At 61.7% G+C, this 16,866-nt stretch carries 17 protein-coding genes and 1 pseudogene; 13 read left to right on the top strand and 5 right to left on the bottom strand.

The features are described from left to right. Positions 1 to 78: 78 nt before the first annotated feature. From FSO04_RS03635 to FSO04_RS03625, 3 genes are all read left to right on the top strand, one after another. Positions 79 to 270 carry a hypothetical protein gene (locus FSO04_RS03635; protein ID WP_154558407.1) on the top strand — a complete coding sequence of 64 codons (192 nt, stop codon included), beginning with the start codon at positions 79 to 81 and terminating at the stop codon, positions 268 to 270. Between the two features lie 62 nt (positions 271 to 332). Then, on the top strand, positions 333 to 518 hold the full coding sequence (locus FSO04_RS03630) for a hypothetical protein (RefSeq protein WP_154558406.1): 186 nt from the start codon (positions 333 to 335) through the stop codon (positions 516 to 518). A 137-nt stretch (positions 519 to 655) separates the two neighbouring features. Then, positions 656 to 982 carry an H-NS histone family protein gene (locus FSO04_RS03625; protein ID WP_093636065.1) on the top strand — a complete coding sequence of 109 codons (327 nt, stop codon included), beginning with the start codon at positions 656 to 658 and terminating at the stop codon, positions 980 to 982. 79 nt (positions 983 to 1,061) lie between these two features. Here FSO04_RS03625 and FSO04_RS03620 read toward each other — a convergent pair whose 3' ends face one another. The 3 genes from FSO04_RS03620 to FSO04_RS03610 form a co-directional block, all read right to left on the bottom strand. Beyond that, on the bottom strand, positions 1,062 to 1,583 hold the full coding sequence (locus FSO04_RS03620; RefSeq protein ID WP_168435552.1) for an arsenate reductase/protein-tyrosine-phosphatase family protein: 522 nt from the start codon (positions 1,581 to 1,583) through the stop codon (positions 1,062 to 1,064). A gap of 211 nt (positions 1,584 to 1,794) precedes the next feature. Next, complete coding sequence (locus FSO04_RS03615; RefSeq protein WP_154558405.1) at positions 1,795 to 1,995, bottom strand: hypothetical protein; 201 nt, start codon at positions 1,993 to 1,995, stop codon at positions 1,795 to 1,797. Positions 1,996 to 2,292: 297 nt separating this feature from the next. Continuing rightward, complete coding sequence (locus FSO04_RS03610; RefSeq protein WP_154558404.1) at positions 2,293 to 2,973, bottom strand: J domain-containing protein; 681 nt, start codon at positions 2,971 to 2,973, stop codon at positions 2,293 to 2,295. Positions 2,974 to 3,441: 468 nt separating this feature from the next. Between FSO04_RS03610 and FSO04_RS03605 the strand changes: the two are divergent. From FSO04_RS03605 to FSO04_RS03585, 5 genes and pseudogenes are all read left to right on the top strand, one after another. Next, positions 3,442 to 4,174 (top strand): annotated as a pseudogene (locus FSO04_RS03605) (NADPH-dependent FMN reductase). A gap of 439 nt (positions 4,175 to 4,613) precedes the next feature. Then, positions 4,614 to 4,829 (top strand): transcriptional regulator, encoded by a 216-nt coding sequence (locus FSO04_RS03600; RefSeq protein ID WP_154558403.1) that lies wholly within the window; start codon positions 4,614 to 4,616, stop codon positions 4,827 to 4,829. Between the two features lie 175 nt (positions 4,830 to 5,004). Beyond that, a complete protein-coding gene (gene iaaH / locus FSO04_RS03595; RefSeq protein WP_154558402.1) occupies positions 5,005 to 6,459 on the top strand; it encodes an indoleacetamide hydrolase in 1,455 nt (484 codons plus the stop codon). A gap of 79 nt (positions 6,460 to 6,538) precedes the next feature. Further along, positions 6,539 to 7,315, top strand: coding sequence for a CDP-diacylglycerol diphosphatase (locus FSO04_RS03590; protein WP_414693381.1), 777 nt, complete (start codon positions 6,539 to 6,541; stop codon positions 7,313 to 7,315). A gap of 212 nt (positions 7,316 to 7,527) precedes the next feature. After that, the gene (locus FSO04_RS03585; protein WP_154558400.1) at positions 7,528 to 8,616 is read left to right on the top strand and encodes a fatty acid desaturase; all 1,089 of its coding nucleotides are present in this window, start codon (positions 7,528 to 7,530) and stop codon (positions 8,614 to 8,616) included. Between the two features lie 165 nt (positions 8,617 to 8,781). Here FSO04_RS03585 and FSO04_RS03575 read toward each other — a convergent pair whose 3' ends face one another. Beyond that, positions 8,782 to 9,600, bottom strand: coding sequence for an SDR family NAD(P)-dependent oxidoreductase (locus FSO04_RS03575; RefSeq protein ID WP_154558399.1), 819 nt, complete (start codon positions 9,598 to 9,600; stop codon positions 8,782 to 8,784). A 34-nt stretch (positions 9,601 to 9,634) separates the two neighbouring features. Next, entirely contained in the window at positions 9,635 to 10,603 is a 969-nt protein-coding gene (locus FSO04_RS03570; RefSeq protein WP_154558398.1) for a phytanoyl-CoA dioxygenase family protein, read from the bottom strand. A gap of 309 nt (positions 10,604 to 10,912) precedes the next feature. Here FSO04_RS03570 and FSO04_RS03565 point away from each other — a divergent pair, with 309 nt between their 5' ends. From FSO04_RS03565 to FSO04_RS03545, 5 genes are all read left to right on the top strand, one after another. After that, positions 10,913 to 12,379 carry an acyl-CoA reductase gene (locus FSO04_RS03565; protein WP_154558397.1) on the top strand — a complete coding sequence of 489 codons (1,467 nt, stop codon included), beginning with the start codon at positions 10,913 to 10,915 and terminating at the stop codon, positions 12,377 to 12,379. Between the two features lie 34 nt (positions 12,380 to 12,413). Beyond that, positions 12,414 to 13,268, top strand: coding sequence for an oxidoreductase (locus tag FSO04_RS03560; RefSeq protein WP_154558396.1), 855 nt, complete (start codon positions 12,414 to 12,416; stop codon positions 13,266 to 13,268). A gap of 43 nt (positions 13,269 to 13,311) precedes the next feature. After that, on the top strand, positions 13,312 to 14,676 hold the full coding sequence (locus FSO04_RS03555; protein ID WP_154558395.1) for a hypothetical protein: 1,365 nt from the start codon (positions 13,312 to 13,314) through the stop codon (positions 14,674 to 14,676). 95 nt (positions 14,677 to 14,771) lie between these two features. Then, a complete protein-coding gene (locus FSO04_RS03550; RefSeq protein ID WP_154558394.1) occupies positions 14,772 to 15,479 on the top strand; it encodes a TetR/AcrR family transcriptional regulator in 708 nt (235 codons plus the stop codon). Between the two features lie 124 nt (positions 15,480 to 15,603). After that, on the top strand, positions 15,604 to 16,755 hold the full coding sequence (locus tag FSO04_RS03545; RefSeq protein WP_154558393.1) for an NADH:flavin oxidoreductase: 1,152 nt from the start codon (positions 15,604 to 15,606) through the stop codon (positions 16,753 to 16,755). The last annotated feature ends 111 nt before the right edge of the window (positions 16,756 to 16,866 follow it).

Below are 16,866 nucleotides of genomic sequence, written 5' to 3'. Positions count from 1 at the left end.
ACTGCTGCGGCGAGTCACCGAACTAAACGAGTAAATAGTTGCCAGGCCTGAAACCGATGTCGGGCGTGCACGCGCGGCTTGCCGGAAGCGGTCGCCACCAGGCTGGAAACGCAGATTGTTGCTCCGCTGTTTCGTTATAGGTCGGCCACTCAGGATTTCAATCCCGGCGGTGCAGGCGGCCTTGGCGGCACCGGCCGCCGTTCGATCGGCGACATGCAACAACAAAATCAGGCTGGCCGGCGCGTGCGTTACCCGAACAGTGCGTTATGATGCTGGCATAACGCACAAAAATCGGCCCCGCGCGAGGCACCGGCGAGAGACGGAGCGTCGACATGAGACCGACTGTTCGCAATCATTGCATTGTCATCACCGTTTTTTCCATTGCGGCCGTAGGGCTTACCCAGCCGTACCTGCCGCGCGGCGGAGCGCTTGAATATTCACTGATTGGCACAGTCAGCCTTATAGGCGGGCTTGTTGGGCATATGCTGTACCGCAATGTATGGGGCGACGTTCTTTGACGCTGCCGCTGGAATTTCCTTCGATCAATAACCTTACCGCGAGCGGACCCCATCTACGTGGGCTCAATGCTTTCGCGGCTTCCCCTTGCAATCTGTAACTGACAGAACGCCGGACGCTTTAGAAGGACGAATATCTTATGGACGAAAGGAAGCGAGATAGCATGATTGCGTATCTCCGCCACCGCATGGAAGAGTTTGGTATCAAACCAGAAGACCTCGCCGCCGTGCTGGCGGCCGAACCGAAGGGGCAAAAGGCTGAACGCTACCGCAGCGCAACGGGAGATAGCTGGGATGGCCAGGGCGAAATGCCCCAATGGCTTAAACAGGCAATTAGCGCTGGTCAATCAATCGACCACTTCGAATTATCGGCCACGCCGGCACCCGCCCCGCAGCCGAAAAAACAGGTGGATTGGCTAAACGACCCATTCGCGGGAAGTCCGCTTGCGCGCCCGAACAACCGCTAAGCCGTCTGATCGCCAAACCGCTGGAGCAAAGCCATAACCCCGAGGCATAACCCCGTACTGGTTGACGCGCCGGGGCCGTTCACACGTTGCACCGAATGGCGGGACTCGTCGCGTCGCTCTTCGATGCACACGATGCGTCGCCGACACGAGTCGGCGCCGCCGCGTACTGCGGCAATTCGATAAACGTGCTGACCTGCCGGACGATTTGCCAGAACACCTTTTCGAACGAACGGACTCGCTCCGGCTCGAGCATGCCATCGGCAAGCGGATCGGCAAAGATCCAGCTACACAACGCAGGTTCTCCGGGAAAGCGCGGCGCATGATGCCCGGCGACGCACGCGTCCATGGCGATGACGAGGTCCATCCGCGGCGCCCATTCGCCGGTGAATTCCAGCCAGCTTTTCGGGCAGAGTACGCCGAGGTCCGATATACCGGGCCGCAATTGCGCGATCGCAATGGGATGAACGCGCGTGGCCGGCTCCGGCCCCGCGCTGAACGCTTCGAACCGGTGTCCAGCCAGTTCGCGCAGTAAAGCTTCGGCAATGATGCTGCGTGCTGAATTCTCGCGACAGAGAAACAGCACCTTGTATTTTTTGGTCACGCTCACCCCGTGTTTTTTTATCTCTCTCTATGCGCAATTCTGCCGGCCTAGTCTTGCGTCCTCGTGACACTACGATGACGTAATTTGTTGCGCCACAAGAATTTGTACCAGGGCCGTCGACCCACGGGTATCGCGCGCTGCATTGGCGACGAAGTGCAACTGCTCAAAGCCGAATCTTTCAACATACTTTCGACCGCGTGACGGCGGCTCCTCAGACGGAAGCCTCGCTGTCGCGCTGTTCGGACACGATCCGGTTCGCGGCGTCGCTTGCGCCGTCAGACGCCGCCGGTGACGGTTCGAACAGCATCGCCGCAGGCTGCGCGCTGATCGACTTGACGCCGTTCGCAATGCCGGGCGCTGCGACGTACGGGATAAACGCCGCCATCGCAACGACAAAAATAAAAGTAACCATGGCCGTCGTGCCTCTCGGAATCTGCAACGTGGAGGTCAAGCGAAGCGGGTCTTTCGCGGGGAAATAGAGTCAGCAACAAGGAGAGGAGCAGCGGGCACACATACAACCTGTGCCCGACGTGCTGATGCGTCCGCCACCCGCATGCGTGGCAATGAAGAGCCGTCGCTTCACGCCGACGCTCGAACGACACATGTCACGGACATGTCTTTGATTCTAGAAGCGGATATCCCAACGCCGAAGGCCGCTCTCCATATCAATTCGGCCTACGTCTCGGGTCTACCGGCCAGAACTGTCTGTTCAAAACCGCAAGCCGTTCAGGAACTGGAACCAGAGTCCACCCAGTACGCCGGCCGGATGAGCATCGCTGGCACTTTCTTCGTGCTTGCCTGAGTTGGCGTGCTTACCTGGTGCGTCACGATTGGCGGCGGCGTCGTTCACCGTCGTTGCCTCCGCTTTGGCTGAAACGTCGGGGACGTCCTCCGCTTTTGCTGCCGCCTCGGCCGCGACCTCCGCCTTCTCCGCCTCGCGCCGCGCCGCCTGCAAGGCCGACACGCTGTCCGCGATCTGCGCGGCCCGCTGCGCCTCGCATCGACGTCCTAGCAACACGCCGAACAGCACGTCGCGATTGTGGCCGTCGTCGGCGAAACGCATGGCGAGCGAGACCATCTCGGCATACGCTGCTTCGTCCGCGGCACGCGCCGCCGCCTCACGTTCGGCCTGTGCTTTTTGCTGGCGGGTGCGCTGCGCTTCCCAGCCGCGCATCTGCTCGGCATAGACCGCGTCATACACCTTGCGCTGTGCGGCGTCGGAGAGGATCGCGTACGCGTCCTTGATTTCCTGGAAGGTAGCGCGCGCAACTTCTTCGGCACCGTTGTTGCGATCCGGATGCCATTTCATCGCGGCCTTGCGGTAGGCCCGCTTGATTTCTTCGTCCGTGGCGTGCGCGTGCACACCAAGCGTGTCATACAGGGTTGCCATTGCTTGTTCGACCTCGCCGTGATTCGCGTTGCGGACCATCGTAGCATGCAAAAAACGGCTTTATCGTGAAGCGGCAAGCGCGGGCGCCACTGAAAGGCCAGACGAAAAAAAGGCCCCGCCAGTGGCGAGGCCGAATCCCATGTCAAGGAGATGTCATGGAGGAGACGACTCGATCATAGCCGCGTGTCATCGCGCCCCCAAACAATGGTTCGCCATATGCTTATCCGGGGCGGCCTCAACTGCATTGCACCGGGCGGCGTATGTGGATCGAAAACGGCTTCGAAGCATCCGTCAGACGACCCACTGAGCCGCCGATAACCCCGCGCGGTTATATCGTTAGAACAAAAAGTCGCTTCGCCCGGCTCGCGGCGGTCATTAAGATGACACTTCAAAGTCCGGTTCGCCCCGGTTCGTCTACGCGCAGCCCCGCGCCAGCGTCCCGTGAGCCGCTACCGAAGGAGCATTTCGTTGACCAGTTTCGACCATCACCGCCGGCCGCTCGTCATCGGCATCGGCGGCACGACACGCGCGGCGTCGTCGACCGAGCGCGCACTCGGCTTTGCGCTGCGTGGCGCGGAAGCCGCGGGCGCGAATGCCCCCCCCGCCGCCGCCCGCGCGCGCCCCCCCCCGCCTGCCGCGCCCGGCCCCGGAAGCGCCGGCCGCCAACACCCGCCTGTTCGGCGGCACCTTCCTGCATAGCCTGCCCCACTACGCTCCGGAAAACCCTCAACGCACGGCCGAACAGCTCGAGCTGATCGAAGCCGTGCGCCATGCGGACGCGCTGATCATCGCGACGCCCGGCTACCACGGCGGCGTCTCGGGCCTCGTCAAGAACGCACTCGACACGCTCGAGGAGCTGCGCGCCGATGAACGGCCGTATCTGGATGGCCGCGCGGTCGGCTGTATCGTCACCGCTTATGGCTGGCAGGCTGCCGGCTCGGTGCTGACGTCGCTGCGCTCGATCGTCCACGCGTTGCGCGGCTGGCCGACGCCGTTCGGTGCCGGGATCAACACGCTGGAAACGCGCTTCGACACCGTCGACAGTTGTTCCGATGCCAAGGTGGTCGATCAGCTCGCCACGGTCGGCCAGCAGGCCGCGCAATTCGCCCTGGCGTTCAACGCGCATCGCACGCCGACGGCAGCGCCGCTCGGCAATGCAGTCAAGGAAGCGCAACCCGCCCGGTTGCTGCACGCGGTTTAGCGCCTTTGCGTACGGCGTCAAGGACCCACGCTCGCACTTGCGGGGTCCTCGACGCACCCGCGTTTGCACTGAACCGGCGGCCATCCCGCTGCCTCGACGAACCATTCGACGCATGCGTGCGTTTGCCTCCCATCCCGCCAACCGCAGCATCCTCCAACGATACTTTCAAGGCCGACAAGCCGCGCCATGCGCGTTCGAACGCGCTCGTGTTTCCGCTCGCCCAAACCGTGCGCCACACAACAGACCGTACGCCCACAACGCCGGATAGTGTGTTCGAACGCCTCGCTGATTTGCTTACGACGAAAGATTGGTTCACCCGCTGCGCGGCGCGGCCTACGCTTGATCCTGCCCGCTCACTCACCGGTTGCCTGACGCACAGGGTTGCGTCCCGCGCGCCGGCTCCTCAGCAATACACGCGGGCACACTCACTGCCACGACCATGAATTCAAATATCCGCTACAAGGGCTACGAAGTCGCACCGGCTGCGCAACTGCTGCCCAACGGCCTGTTCGCCGCCAACCTGACCATCGAGAAAACGTCTGCAAGCCAGGGCCAGGCTTATTCGTTCGACGCACTCGACTACTTCTTCGACGAAGAGCACGCGCTCGCCTATGCGTTCCGTTGGGGACGCATGTGGATCGACAGCCGCAAGTAACGCCGGCAGACTCGTCCGATAGCACCCAGGCGGTCACGCCGGTCTCGCGCGCAGAACCGGAGAAGACCGTCCACCCCGCGAGCCGGCAAACGCGGGCCACCTTGCGCCACCCGGCGTCGATTCTTAAGCGGCTGTGCCAGAATAGACGATACCTCAGTTAAAGGAGACGCCTGCGATGACATGGACCGTCGATCAACAGTTGGCCCTAACCGCAACCGAAGCGGTCGCCGCGATCCAGTCCGGGCGCCTCAAGGCCGCCGACTATATGGCCACGCTGCTGGCGCGCGCGGCGTCGCTCTCGAGCCTCAATGCGCTCACCACGCTCGACCTCGACGGCGCGCTGGCCGCCGCGCAGCGCATCGATGCATTGCCGCCCGAAGCAAAAGCGCAATTGCCGCTCGCCGGTTTGCCCATCGTCGTGAAGGACAACATCAACACGGCCGGATTGCAGACCTCGGCGGGCACGCCCGCTTTGGAAGGCTTCGTACCGAAGACGAACGCGCCTTCGGTACAACGGCTTCTCGATGCCGGCGCGATCATCCTCGGCAAAGCCAACATGCACGAACTCGCGTTCGGCATCACCAGCACGAACTTCGCCACGCACGCCGGGCCGGTGCGCAATCCGTACGACCCAACGCTGATTCCCGGCGGTTCGTCGGGCGGCACCGCTGCCGCGATCGCCGCGCGCATCGTGCCCGCCGGTCTGGGCACCGACACCGGCGGCTCGACTCGCATTCCGGCTGCGTTGACCGGCATTGCGGGGTTTCGTCCGTCGGTTGGTAACGGTGGGGCCGAACGGCGTTATCACGACCCGAATGCCGTCGTGCCGATCAGCCATACGCGCGATACGGTGGGGCCGATGGCGCGCACGGTTGCCGATATCGCTTTGCTCGACGGCGTGATCACCGGAACGGGACCGTTGCCCGCGCTCACGTTGAACGGTTTGCGCATCGGCCTGCCCGAGCCGCTCTGGGAAGGGCTCGAACACCAGGTGGAAGACGTTGCACGCGCCGCCTTGCGCCGCCTCGAAGCAGCAGGCGTCACCTTCGTGCCTGTAGCGATGAGCGAACTGGCGACCTTGAACAGCCACGTCGGCGGACCGATCGCGATCCACGAGCCGCGCGAGGACGTGCTCGCCTGGCTCGTCGCCAATAACGCGCCGGTAAAGACAGTCAGAGAAATGGCAGCCCGCATCGCGAGCCCTGACGTGCGCGCGATCTACGACGGCGTGCTCGCCGACGTACTCGGCGCTCATTACGACGCAGCGCTGAAGCAATGGCGGCCGCGCTTGCAGCAGTATGTCGCGGCGACTTTCGCGGACGAGCGTCTCGATGCGCTGCTGTTCCCCACCACGCGCCTCGCCGCGGTGCCGATCGACGACCTGCACGGCTCGTCGACGGTATCGATCGATGGCGCCGCGCCAATCGATACGATGGACGCGTTCCTGCGCAATACCGACCCGGCCAGCACGTCCGGCATTCCGGGCTTGTCGCTGGCGGCTGGGATGACTGCCGGCGGCCTGCCGGTCGGCCTGGAACTGGATGGCCCGCTCGGCGAGGACCGGCGGCTGCTGGCGATCGGCGTCGCCTTCGAACAATTGCTCGGCGTGCTGCCAGCGCCGGTGCTCTGACGGCTTTGAAAATGCCGTCGAAGGTGCCAATGAAGATGTCGCCGAACACGCCAGTAAAAAACCGCCGATCCGCATGCCGATGACCGTACCCAAACCCGCCCGCATTCGCCAAACTATTCTGCGCACCGCCGCCGCATTGGCGGTCGCCTTCACCGCCGTCTCCTGCGCGCGTCTTGCTACAGTCGATTCGAACGCGCTCTGGAAAATAGTCGATATGCGCTGCGTGCCCTCGCAACAGGCCACCGGCACGCCGGGCCAATGCACGGTCGTCGATCTCGACAAACGTTATGTGATCCTGAAGGATATTGTCGGCCGCTCACAGCATCTGCTGATTCCGACCGACCGCGTCACCGGCATAGAAAGCCCATTCGTGCTTGCGCCGAATGCACAAGACTACTGGGACGACGCGTGGGTGTCGCGGCTCTACGTCGATAAGTCCGTCAAGCGATCCTTGCCCGACAATCAACTCGGCATCGAGATCAACTCGCAATTCCGCCGCACGCAAAACCAACTGCATATCCATATCGATTGCATGCACAGCAAGGTGAGCGACGCCTTGGCGCGTCACGCGAAGGACACGCCCGGCGAGTGGCGCTGGGATACGCTCGACGGCCAGCGCTACCGGATCATGCGCGTCACCTCGCTCACTCAGGCGAGTAATCCGTTTCGCATCGTCGCGCGTGATAACAGAGGCGCTGCGGCGATGGCCATGCAAACCATCCTCGTGACGGGTGCGGGGCCGTCGGCGGAGAAGGACGGCTGGCTCGTCGTGAATAGCGGCCTCGACGTCGGCAACGGCAGCGGCTCGGCGGAAGGCTTGCTCGATCACGCTTGCCGCGTGGCGGACGATAAATAAGCGTCTGTTACCGATCGCCCGGACAGTATCCGCGAGGACCTTGCACGGCGGTCGGCGCGCCGGGTGCTAGCGGCTTGGCGCTGCGCAAGGGCTGGCGATGTGCCCCCCCGCTTTTGCACATATGCGCAGATGCATTGCTGAACAAAATGGTTCTAGTCGCGTGAATTGGTCCGTAGGATCGGTCTAAACCTGCATTCCGACCGATCCAGCCGATGGCGATTTATCTCAACGACACGCAACGTAAAACACTCGCCAAACAGGCTGTAAGCTGGACATGGCGCACGCAATGGCCGACGTGGCTGCTGATCGCTACAATCTACGGTGGATGGTTCGGTGTGGCAACGCATGCGCGTGGGCTCGGCCTGCCGCTGACCACTGTGCTGCTGGCGTTGCTGGGTGCGTGGTACATGTCCCTGCAACATGAGTTGCTGCACGGCCATCCGACGCGTTGGCCGTTCGTCAACGCACTATTGGGATTCGCGCCGCTCGCGGTGTGGTTTCCGTACAGCGTCTATCGTGATTCGCATCTTCAGCATCACGACGACCCGCATCTGACGCTTCCTGAGTGCGATCCCGAAAGCTACTTCGTCAGTCAGCGCGTGTGGCAACGTGCGGGTTTGGCGATTCGCGCGCTGCTGACCTTCCGCAATACGTTTATCGGCCGCCTGCTAGTCGGGCCGGCTTTTGCCATAGCGGCAACGGGTGTCGATGAATTCCGCAGTATCAAACGTGGTGATTTGCGTCATGTGCCGATGTGGGTCGCGCATCTGGTTGCGTTAGCCGCGCTGACGGTGTGGCTTCAACGCGTCTGCGGAATCCCAGCCTGGGCCTTTATCGTCGGCGCAGGTTATGGATCGTTGTCGTTAGGTTCGATCCGCTCGTTTCAGGAACATCGGGTGGCACATGCTTATGAGCATCGCACCGTCATCAATGAGGCGGGGTGGTTCTGGCGGCTGCTGTTCCTGAACAACAACTACCATCTCGTGCACCACGACTTGCCTCATGTGCCGTGGTTTGCACTTCAGGAGGTTTATGAAACGTCAAGGCAGCAATATATAGAACGCTCGGGAGGATTTCTGGTAAAGGGTTACAGCGAATGGATCAAACTTTATGCGTTCGCTTCGGTTGCGCCTCCGGTTTATGGGGATCTATCCGATTTGATCCAGCGCAATCCACGTGCTTCCGACAGTTTTGCGGGTAAATTGCGGGTAAAATTCATGATAGTTGTCCGTCGAGGAGAACTCCGTGAAGCTAACCTACCCGCTACTGCTGAACGCCAAACCACAAGACAAGCCCTATAAGATCCTTGACCTTGCCTCTGTACAAAAGCATTTCTCCGAGGCTGGCGTAGCACGTCAGAAGACTCCGGAAAGTCTTTATATCGTTGCAGAGTTACCGCGCACAGCCTCCGGAAAGGTTCGAAAACCCGACCTGCGCAGGCAGGTCAACGGGAGTTGACCGATTCATTACAGTTGCATCAATTCATAAGCGCAAAGCGCCGCGATCTCCGTAACGCCGCCATCGACCGGAAGACACGCGCCGGTAATGAAGCGCGCTTCGTCGCTGGCGAGGAACAATGCGGCCGATGCGACGTCCCATGCGTCTCCCTCGATGCCGAGCGGCGCGATCTTCCGGCGCCGCTCCCTGCTCTCGTCGTCCAGCATGGATTCGACCATCGGCGTGAGGATATGACCCGGCGCAATCGCATTGGCGCGCATGCCGTCGCGTCCATACGCGACCGCCAATTCTCGCGTAAAAGCAATCATGCCGGCCTTTGACGACCCATAGGCGGCCGACCCATGACTCCGGATCCCCGCGGTCGAACTGACATTGACCACCGAGCCGCCTCCATCCGCGATCAGTCGCGGTGCCGCGCTGCGGCTCATCAGAAACGCACTCTTCAGATTCACGTCGATGATGCGATCCCACGAAGCCTCGTCGAGATTATCGAAGCGGCCGCCCGCACCTGCCACGCCGACGTTGTTCACCAGCACGTGGAGCGCGCCGTAACGTTCGACCGTGGCGGCCACGATACGCGCGCAGGCATCACTGTCGGTGACATCGGCAGCACAGACAAACGCATTGCCGTCCGCCTCATGAATCATCGCAAGCGTCTCGGCGGCTCGCGCCTCGTGCTGGTCGACGAGGCACACCGACGCACCTTCACGCGCGAAAACGCAGGCAATCGCCTTGCCCGTGCCGACGCCGTGACCTTGCGAACCGGCACCCGTCACGATCGCGACCTTACCCGCAAGACGCTGATGGAATGTTTTTGGATAAGGCATCTCGTTACCCAATATGAAGTAAACCGATGAACAATCAATGAGGAGGACGCAAGACTGTTACGCGACCTTCATGAGACGCCAGAATAACCTCGTCACCGGGGTGAAAGCGCATGGGGATTTCATCGAGCGGTACCTTGCCGCCATCGAGACCGCGGCTATACGTACTTTCATCGAACGTAAACGTTCCACTGCGGCCATCTTCGCCCTGCACTGCCACCTCGCGCTGCGTGATCGAGGTGATATTGCCGACGATCGGCGTGTTACCGGACGCCGCCATCACCCGGATGTCCATGGAGAGCCGGAAGCGATCCGAGTAGTTCGCCACACCCGTATGCGGAGTGTTCAAATGCATGATGACCACATCGCCCGGGCGATAAGTCGTGCGACGCCACGCGTGCGCGGGTACTGCGCCATCGGGGATCGGAAACAGCGGCGGCTGCGAGAGATCATGCAAATAGGGCCCTTTATGCAGCCCTTCGGCAAGTACCAGCCCACCGACATCCGCATCAATTTCCGCGAGCGGGATCCAGCAGATGAGGAACGGTATGCCCGCGTTGTAGAAGCCGTCCTGATGAACGTAATCGAAGCGGGGACGGGAGCGATCCTGTGCCGGCGGCGTCGCGCGGTATTCCACAGTCGGAATCCAGAACGGCTCGTCGGCAAGCAGTCTGGTAAAGAAGCGATGGATGGCCGGCTCGGCAACGAATGGCTTCCATATCTTGCGTGCCGCGAGCGGTTCCATCCGAAACGGGAATTCGCTGAGACTCTTGCCGCTGTAGCGAGCGATCGGATCGCCAGGGGAAATCACGCCGAGCTGCGCGATCTCGTCGAGAAATTTGCTACGCAAGCGCTCGACCGCCTCCGTATCCAGCACACCCCGGAAGAACCAGTAGCCATCGCGTTCCCAGGCCGCCTCAAGTGCCACGCGGTTGTCGAGAATATCGTTCGATACGTGCAGTTCCTGCATGGCCGGCAGCACACCAGCTTCCAGTACTGGGGTCATTTCGTCTCCTTATTGTTCGTCGCGGCTCATTCGTGCGGTCGATATCCCACCCGTGACGCCCGGAATTCGAGTCTAGTCTTGAGCCCAATTTAATGCAACTATCAGTTGCATTATCAGTACGAGCAAATGCCGGACCTGGTTCGTGACGAAGGGTCTCATCAGATCTTCCAACCTCATCTCCTGCCGAGGATGTTGCATCGTTGCGCGTGTTGTCGGCCGCTAACAACTTGGGGAAAACCACACGACAATATTCGTTGCACTTTCTGAATGTCGTGCATATATTTGCATTCAATCGCGCAGGAGTACCCCATGGATCACGTCGAATCAGCAACCCGGGAAACCGGGCCATCGCCGCAATGTGACGCCACCGCGGCCTTGCCTGTGCCGCACGTCTATCGCGGGCGAACGGTAGTGGGCAATACAGTCACGCACGTATCGCGCGATCTTGGCAAAGGATTCTGCACGCCAGCGATAGATCTCGACGATCTCGTCTGGCCCCGTGCGCAGGCGGGTCCGGCATTCGATCTGCCGATTGCAGAAGTCATCGATTTCCTTGTCGAGCTCGGTCCGCGGCTGCATCTGGACGTGAACCAGCTGATGCAACAGGCACTCGAATCGATGATCGAAGTGAGCCCGCTCGGGCGTCGAATTCTGGAGAATTGCTACCGCGATATCCCGAACCTGTTTTCCCGCGGCGTGATCGAAGATGAATTGCGCCTCAGCCTCGGCGAGGCCGGCTTCATTGACGGCTGGATGCCGCGCACATTGCGTGGCCGCCCAAGCCGTCTGCGCGCATTTCCGCCCAGACTGGTTCACATACTTGCCGGTAATTCGCCGATGGTGGCGGCGATGACGGTGATGCGCGCGGCACTGACCAAAGGCGTGCATCTGCTGAAACTGCCGTCCAACGATTTGTTCACCGCGACCGCCATTCTGCGCACGATGGCCGAGATCGACCCGGCACATCCGTTGACACAGTCGTTTTCGGCAGCTTACTGGCGCGGTGGCGACGAAAACGTCGAGTCGATCCTGTATCGCCCGCAGTACTTCGACAAGCTTGTCGTGTGGGGCGGCGAAAGCGCCGTGCGCCACGCGATGCGTTACGCCGGCCCCGGTCTCGAACTGGTCGCATTCGACCCCAAGGTATCGATCTCGCTGATCGGCCGGGAAGCGTTTGCTTCTGACGAACTGCTGAAGCAGGTGGCGCGTGCCGGCGCAGCCGACGTGCAGTCGTTCAATCAGGATGCCTGTAACGCGAGCCGCTATCAGTTCATAGAAGGCAATGAAGAAGACGCCGACCGCTATTGCGAACATCTGGCAGCCGCGCTTGGCGAAGACTTTCGCTATGGCGACGGTCAGGGTCCTCTCGTACCGGCCGACATCCGCGAGGCAGTCGACGTATTGCGCGAGATGGAACCCCTTTATCGCGTGTTCGGGGGATACGACGGCAAGGGCCTCGTCATCAGGTCTGACGAGCGGGTGGACTTCCATCCCATCTGCAAAACCGTGAATGTCGTACCGGTGCAAAGCCTGCGTGATGCCACCCGCTTTGCCACCGTGGCGACGCAGACCGTGGGCATTTATCCGCCGCATCGCGTCGTCGAAGTACGCGATGCCCTTGCATGTGCCGGCGTGCAGCGCATCGTGACGCTCGGCGAATCGATTTCGGACGGCGTCGGCGGCTATCCGCATGACGGCATGTTTCCCATCCACCGTTTCATGAAGTGGATATCTGAAGAAGCGGGCGACGTAGCCGAAGCCGGCCGGCCCGTGTGAAATCCGCTTTGCTTTCATTCGGGAGAGATTTTTGATGACCGCTATACCGACGCCCTCCGCTATCTGGCTCATCACGGGTGTGTCGTCCGGTTTCGGCCGCGCCCTCGCCGAAGCCGTCCTGGCTCGTGGCGACCGGGTGGTCGGTACCGTACGCGACGCCTCTCAGATCGCGGCGTTCGAACAGATGTCGCCTGACGGATTCGCACATGGCGTCGTGCTCGACGTCACCGATTCAACTGCCGTGCCTCACGCAATCGCAGAGGCGCTTTCTCACGCAGGCACCATCGACGTGCTCGTCAACAACGCCGGATACGGTCTGTTCGGCGCACTGGAAGAGGTCTCCGACGCCGAGGCGAGGCAGGTCTTCGAGACGAATTTCTTCGGCACCGTGAACACCATCCGGGCCGTGCTGCCGCACTTCCGTCAGCGAGGCTCCGGACATATCGTCAACCTGTCGTCTGTCGCGGGGTTGATCGGCATCACGGGATGCAGCTTCTATTGCGCTTCCAAGCATGCGGTCGAAGGCCTGTCGGAGTCGCTTGCGCGAGAACTCAAACCGTTCGGCGTGCACGTCACACTCGTCGAACCCGGCGGATTTCGCACCAATTTTGCGGGCGGCTCGCTGCGCTGGAGCGAAGCCGTCGAACCTGCGTACGCGGAATCCGTGGGCCGGATACGCGAACAGATGTCCCACTATCACGGTACGCAGTCCGGCGATCCGGCCAAGGCTGCGGCAGCGATTATTCAGGCGGTCCGCGCCGAACCGCCACCGTTGCGGTTGCCGCTCGGGCCCGATGCCGTGAGCGTGGTACGCGACAAACTTGCGTCCTTGCAGGACAACCTCGACGCGTGGCTCGAAGTCTCAAGCGCCACGGATTTCGATCAATAACGCACTGGCGCGTGACGCAATGTTGCGTCACGCCGGAGATACCATGTCGACGCTCAACCTCTTTTACGGCCTGCTTGAACAGGACGGGGACCCATTTCGCCACCATCCCGACAATTTGCGCGCGCTTCAACTGACGGCAATGCAGGAGCGTTTCGCCCAGCGCCGTGAACAGATCAGACTGCTAGGCCGTCGCGCCGCCGACACGGGCGTCGATGAAATCCGCTGCGAAGCCGACATGGTGCCGCTGCTTTTCGCGCATCAGATTTACAAGAGCTATCCCGAACAGTTCGTGGAAAGCGGTCGCTGGAAGCATCTGAATACCTGGCTGCAAACGCTGACGAGCAGACTGGTGACTGACGTCAATGTCGACGGAGTCGACAACGTCGATGCATGGATGGATCGCCTGAGTAGCGCCGGACATCATGTGTTCAGTTCGAGCGGCACCTCTGGCAAATGCAGTTTCATCAATCAGACGCGCGCCGACCTGGACCACGTAACAGCGTCGTGCGTAAAACTCGGCGTGTATGGAAACAAGCTAATCGCGCGGGATTTCGGCAAACGTGCGGTGTTTCTGATGATGCCGCCGAGCGGCGCGCATCGTCATATCGGGCCGGTCCTGAGCGCCGCCACGCAGCTCGGCAGCGAAAACACGCTGATGTTCGATGATCCGGCGCTCGCCTCCGCGACGATCGCGATGGGCCGCATGCGCCGCGCGCTCGCGGACGGCAGCGCAAAGCCGAGCGAGATAGCGGCTTTCCAGGAGCAGGCGGCCGCGCGTCAGCGACACACCGGCGCAATGATTGACCGTTTTCTCGACAAACTACTCGCTCGCCGCGATGGGCCTGTGCTCGTGCAAGGCAACTGGTCGCTGCACTGGACGCTGGTCGACTACGCGCGCCGGCGCGGCGTGGCGGATGGCATCTGTCATCCGGAAACGGTTATCACCACAGGCGGCGGCTTGAAGGGTACTCAGGCGCCGGCCGATTTCCGCAAGCAGATCATCGACTTCTATGGCATTCAACCGGAGAACGTCCAGAACAGCTATGGCATGTCCGAAATGATCGGCACCGGCCCGTGGTCCGAGGTGGCACAAGGCTATGCGATCTGTCCGTGGATCGTCCCGTTCGTACTCGACAAGTCAGGCGAAAAACTGCTGAATCCCGCCGATGGCAAGGGAGTGGTCGAAGGCCGATTTGCGTTCTTCGATCTGCTCGCCGAAGGGTACTGGGGCGGATTCATCACTGGCGACAAGGTGACAGTCGACTTCTCTCCCGAAGGCGCCACGGACGGTTTCAAGGGGCCGCTCGTCAGGCAGGTCGGCCGTTACGCGGATCTCGAGGAAGGCGAGGACAAACTGTCCTGCGCGGGCACGATGGAATCTTATGTCCGCGGCATGATCGACGTGTGACGTAGCTGGCGCGCCGGCCTGCCCAAGGTCGGCCCCACTGGCGGACCGGCAGGGACGTGAGTACACTTCTTCTTTTCCCTCGTGTCCCTCTGCCCATGGTCAAGCCCTCGGCACTTCGAGCTTCGCGCTCCGCTACCGTTGACGGCACTGCGACAGCCGCACCGCGCTCCGCGGGGCGCCCCACGCAGGACGCCGCCGCCGAATTGCGCGAAAGGCTCCTGAACGCAGCCACGCAGACTTTCCGGGCAGAAGGGTTCGGCGGGGCCAGAGTCGAAGAAATCGCCGAGCGTGCGGGAATCAGCAAGACCACCGTTTACCGGCAGTACGGCACCAAGGAAGACCTGTTTCGCGCTGCTATCTGGCACGGCATGTCGGATCTGCGTGGCAGGATCGAAGAACTGCTGAAGCCGCGCCGCGACTTCGCGAAGACATTGCTGGTCCTGGTGCGCACACTGACGGACCATATGGCGACCACGGACACGATCGAAATCACCCGCGTCAGTGTCGGAGAATCGCATCGCTTTCCGGATGTAGCGAAAGGATTTCTGCAATACGTGAATGCGATGCTGGAACCGGTAGCGGCCTTCATCGCCTCGGCCGCTCAAGGCGGGACAATAAACGTCTCCGACGCGCCACAGGCCGCCCGCGACCTGCTGACGCTCGTAGCCGGCAGCGTGGAAGTCCTGATGGGCATTCCAACCACGCCCGCGCAACGCGAGCAGCGTGCCGCACACATTCAGCAGTTGCTGCTCTCCGCGTGGCGGTATCAGTTGCCCGACCACCAGCACAACTCGCGAACTTAGGTCCCGCCCTCGTCTGTGCATCCATCTGGCCCACGACCTGAAACTGGGCCGGCACGCTTTTTTGCGGCAGGAATCTAGCGTATCATTATCCGTACGCAAGTCAACTATACGCACGGAGACAGGTATGATCACAGCGCCACTCTTTACGCCACTTTCGGTCCGCGGAGTTACGCTGGCAAACCGTATCGTCATGTCGCCGATGACGCGCGGCTTCTCTCCCGACGGCATGCCCGGGCCTGATGTCGCCTCGTATTATCAGCGGCGCGCCGAAGGCGAGACGGGGCTCATCATTACTGAAGGTGTCGGCATCGATCATCCATCGGCGCTCGGCGAAGCCGGTCTCGGAGAAAACTCAATCCCGACACTGGCCGGAGCGGAGTCGGTCGCAGCGTGGCGGTGTGTGACGGATGCGGTACACACGAGTGGCGGTGTGATTTTTCCGCAGTTGTGGCACATGGGTCCGATGAAGGAAGCCAATACCGGTCCCGTTCCTGCTGCAGCGCCGATGCGCCCTTCCGGACTGTGGGGTCCGGCCGGTCGCCTGACCTCGCTCGATGCCGGCTATCTGGCGCGCGTGAGTGCCCCTACCCGCGCGATGAGCGATGAAGAAATCGCAGATGTCATCGCTGCCTATCGCCGCAGCGCGTCATACGCGAAGGCCGCGGGGTTCGACGGAATTGCCATTCACGGCGGCCACGGCTACCTGATCGATTCCTTTCTCTGGAGTGAGACCAATCAACGCGCCGACGCCTGGGGCAAAGATCGGACTGCCAGGAGCCGTTTTGCCGCGGAAGTGGTCCGCGAAATCCGCGCGGAGATCGGCGAAACCATGCCCATCAGTTTCCGCTTTTCGCAGTGGAAACAGCAGGATTTCAAGGCACGTCTTGCGACCACACCTGCCGAACTCGAACAGACGCTCGGGCCGCTCGCCGAGGCGGGCGTCGATATTTTCGAGGCAAGCACGCGGTATTTCAATCGCGCGGAGTTCGACGGCTCGGAGATGAATCTCGCTGGCTGGGTGAAAAAGGTGACAGGCAAGCTCTCGATGACCGTGGGCGGCATCGGGATCAACAAAGGGTTCTATGACTCGATGGCCGGGACGGAAACCGTTGCCCAGCCCGACCTCACGCCGTTGCTCGATCGGTTCCTGCGCAACGAGTTCGATCTGATCGGAGTGGGACGCTCGCTGCTGCATGACGCGCACTGGGCTCGACGCGCCCGTCTGGGTGAACCGTTCCTCGGATTCAGCACGGATTCCCTGACGCGTTTGACCTGAGTGGCGAGGCCCTCGTGAGATCCTGGACGTCAAGGGGATCGCGAGGGCCCGCCGACCGCTTCAGACCCTCGCCTCGTAAAGCAGCGTCCACCAGCACGTCACCCCACGGAA

The organism is Paraburkholderia madseniana (genome assembly GCF_009690905.1).
GTDB lineage: Bacteria > Pseudomonadota > Gammaproteobacteria > Burkholderiales > Burkholderiaceae > Paraburkholderia > Paraburkholderia madseniana.
Note: the sequence above shows the minus strand (reverse complement) of the source record. Positions and strands in the feature narration are given on the sequence as shown.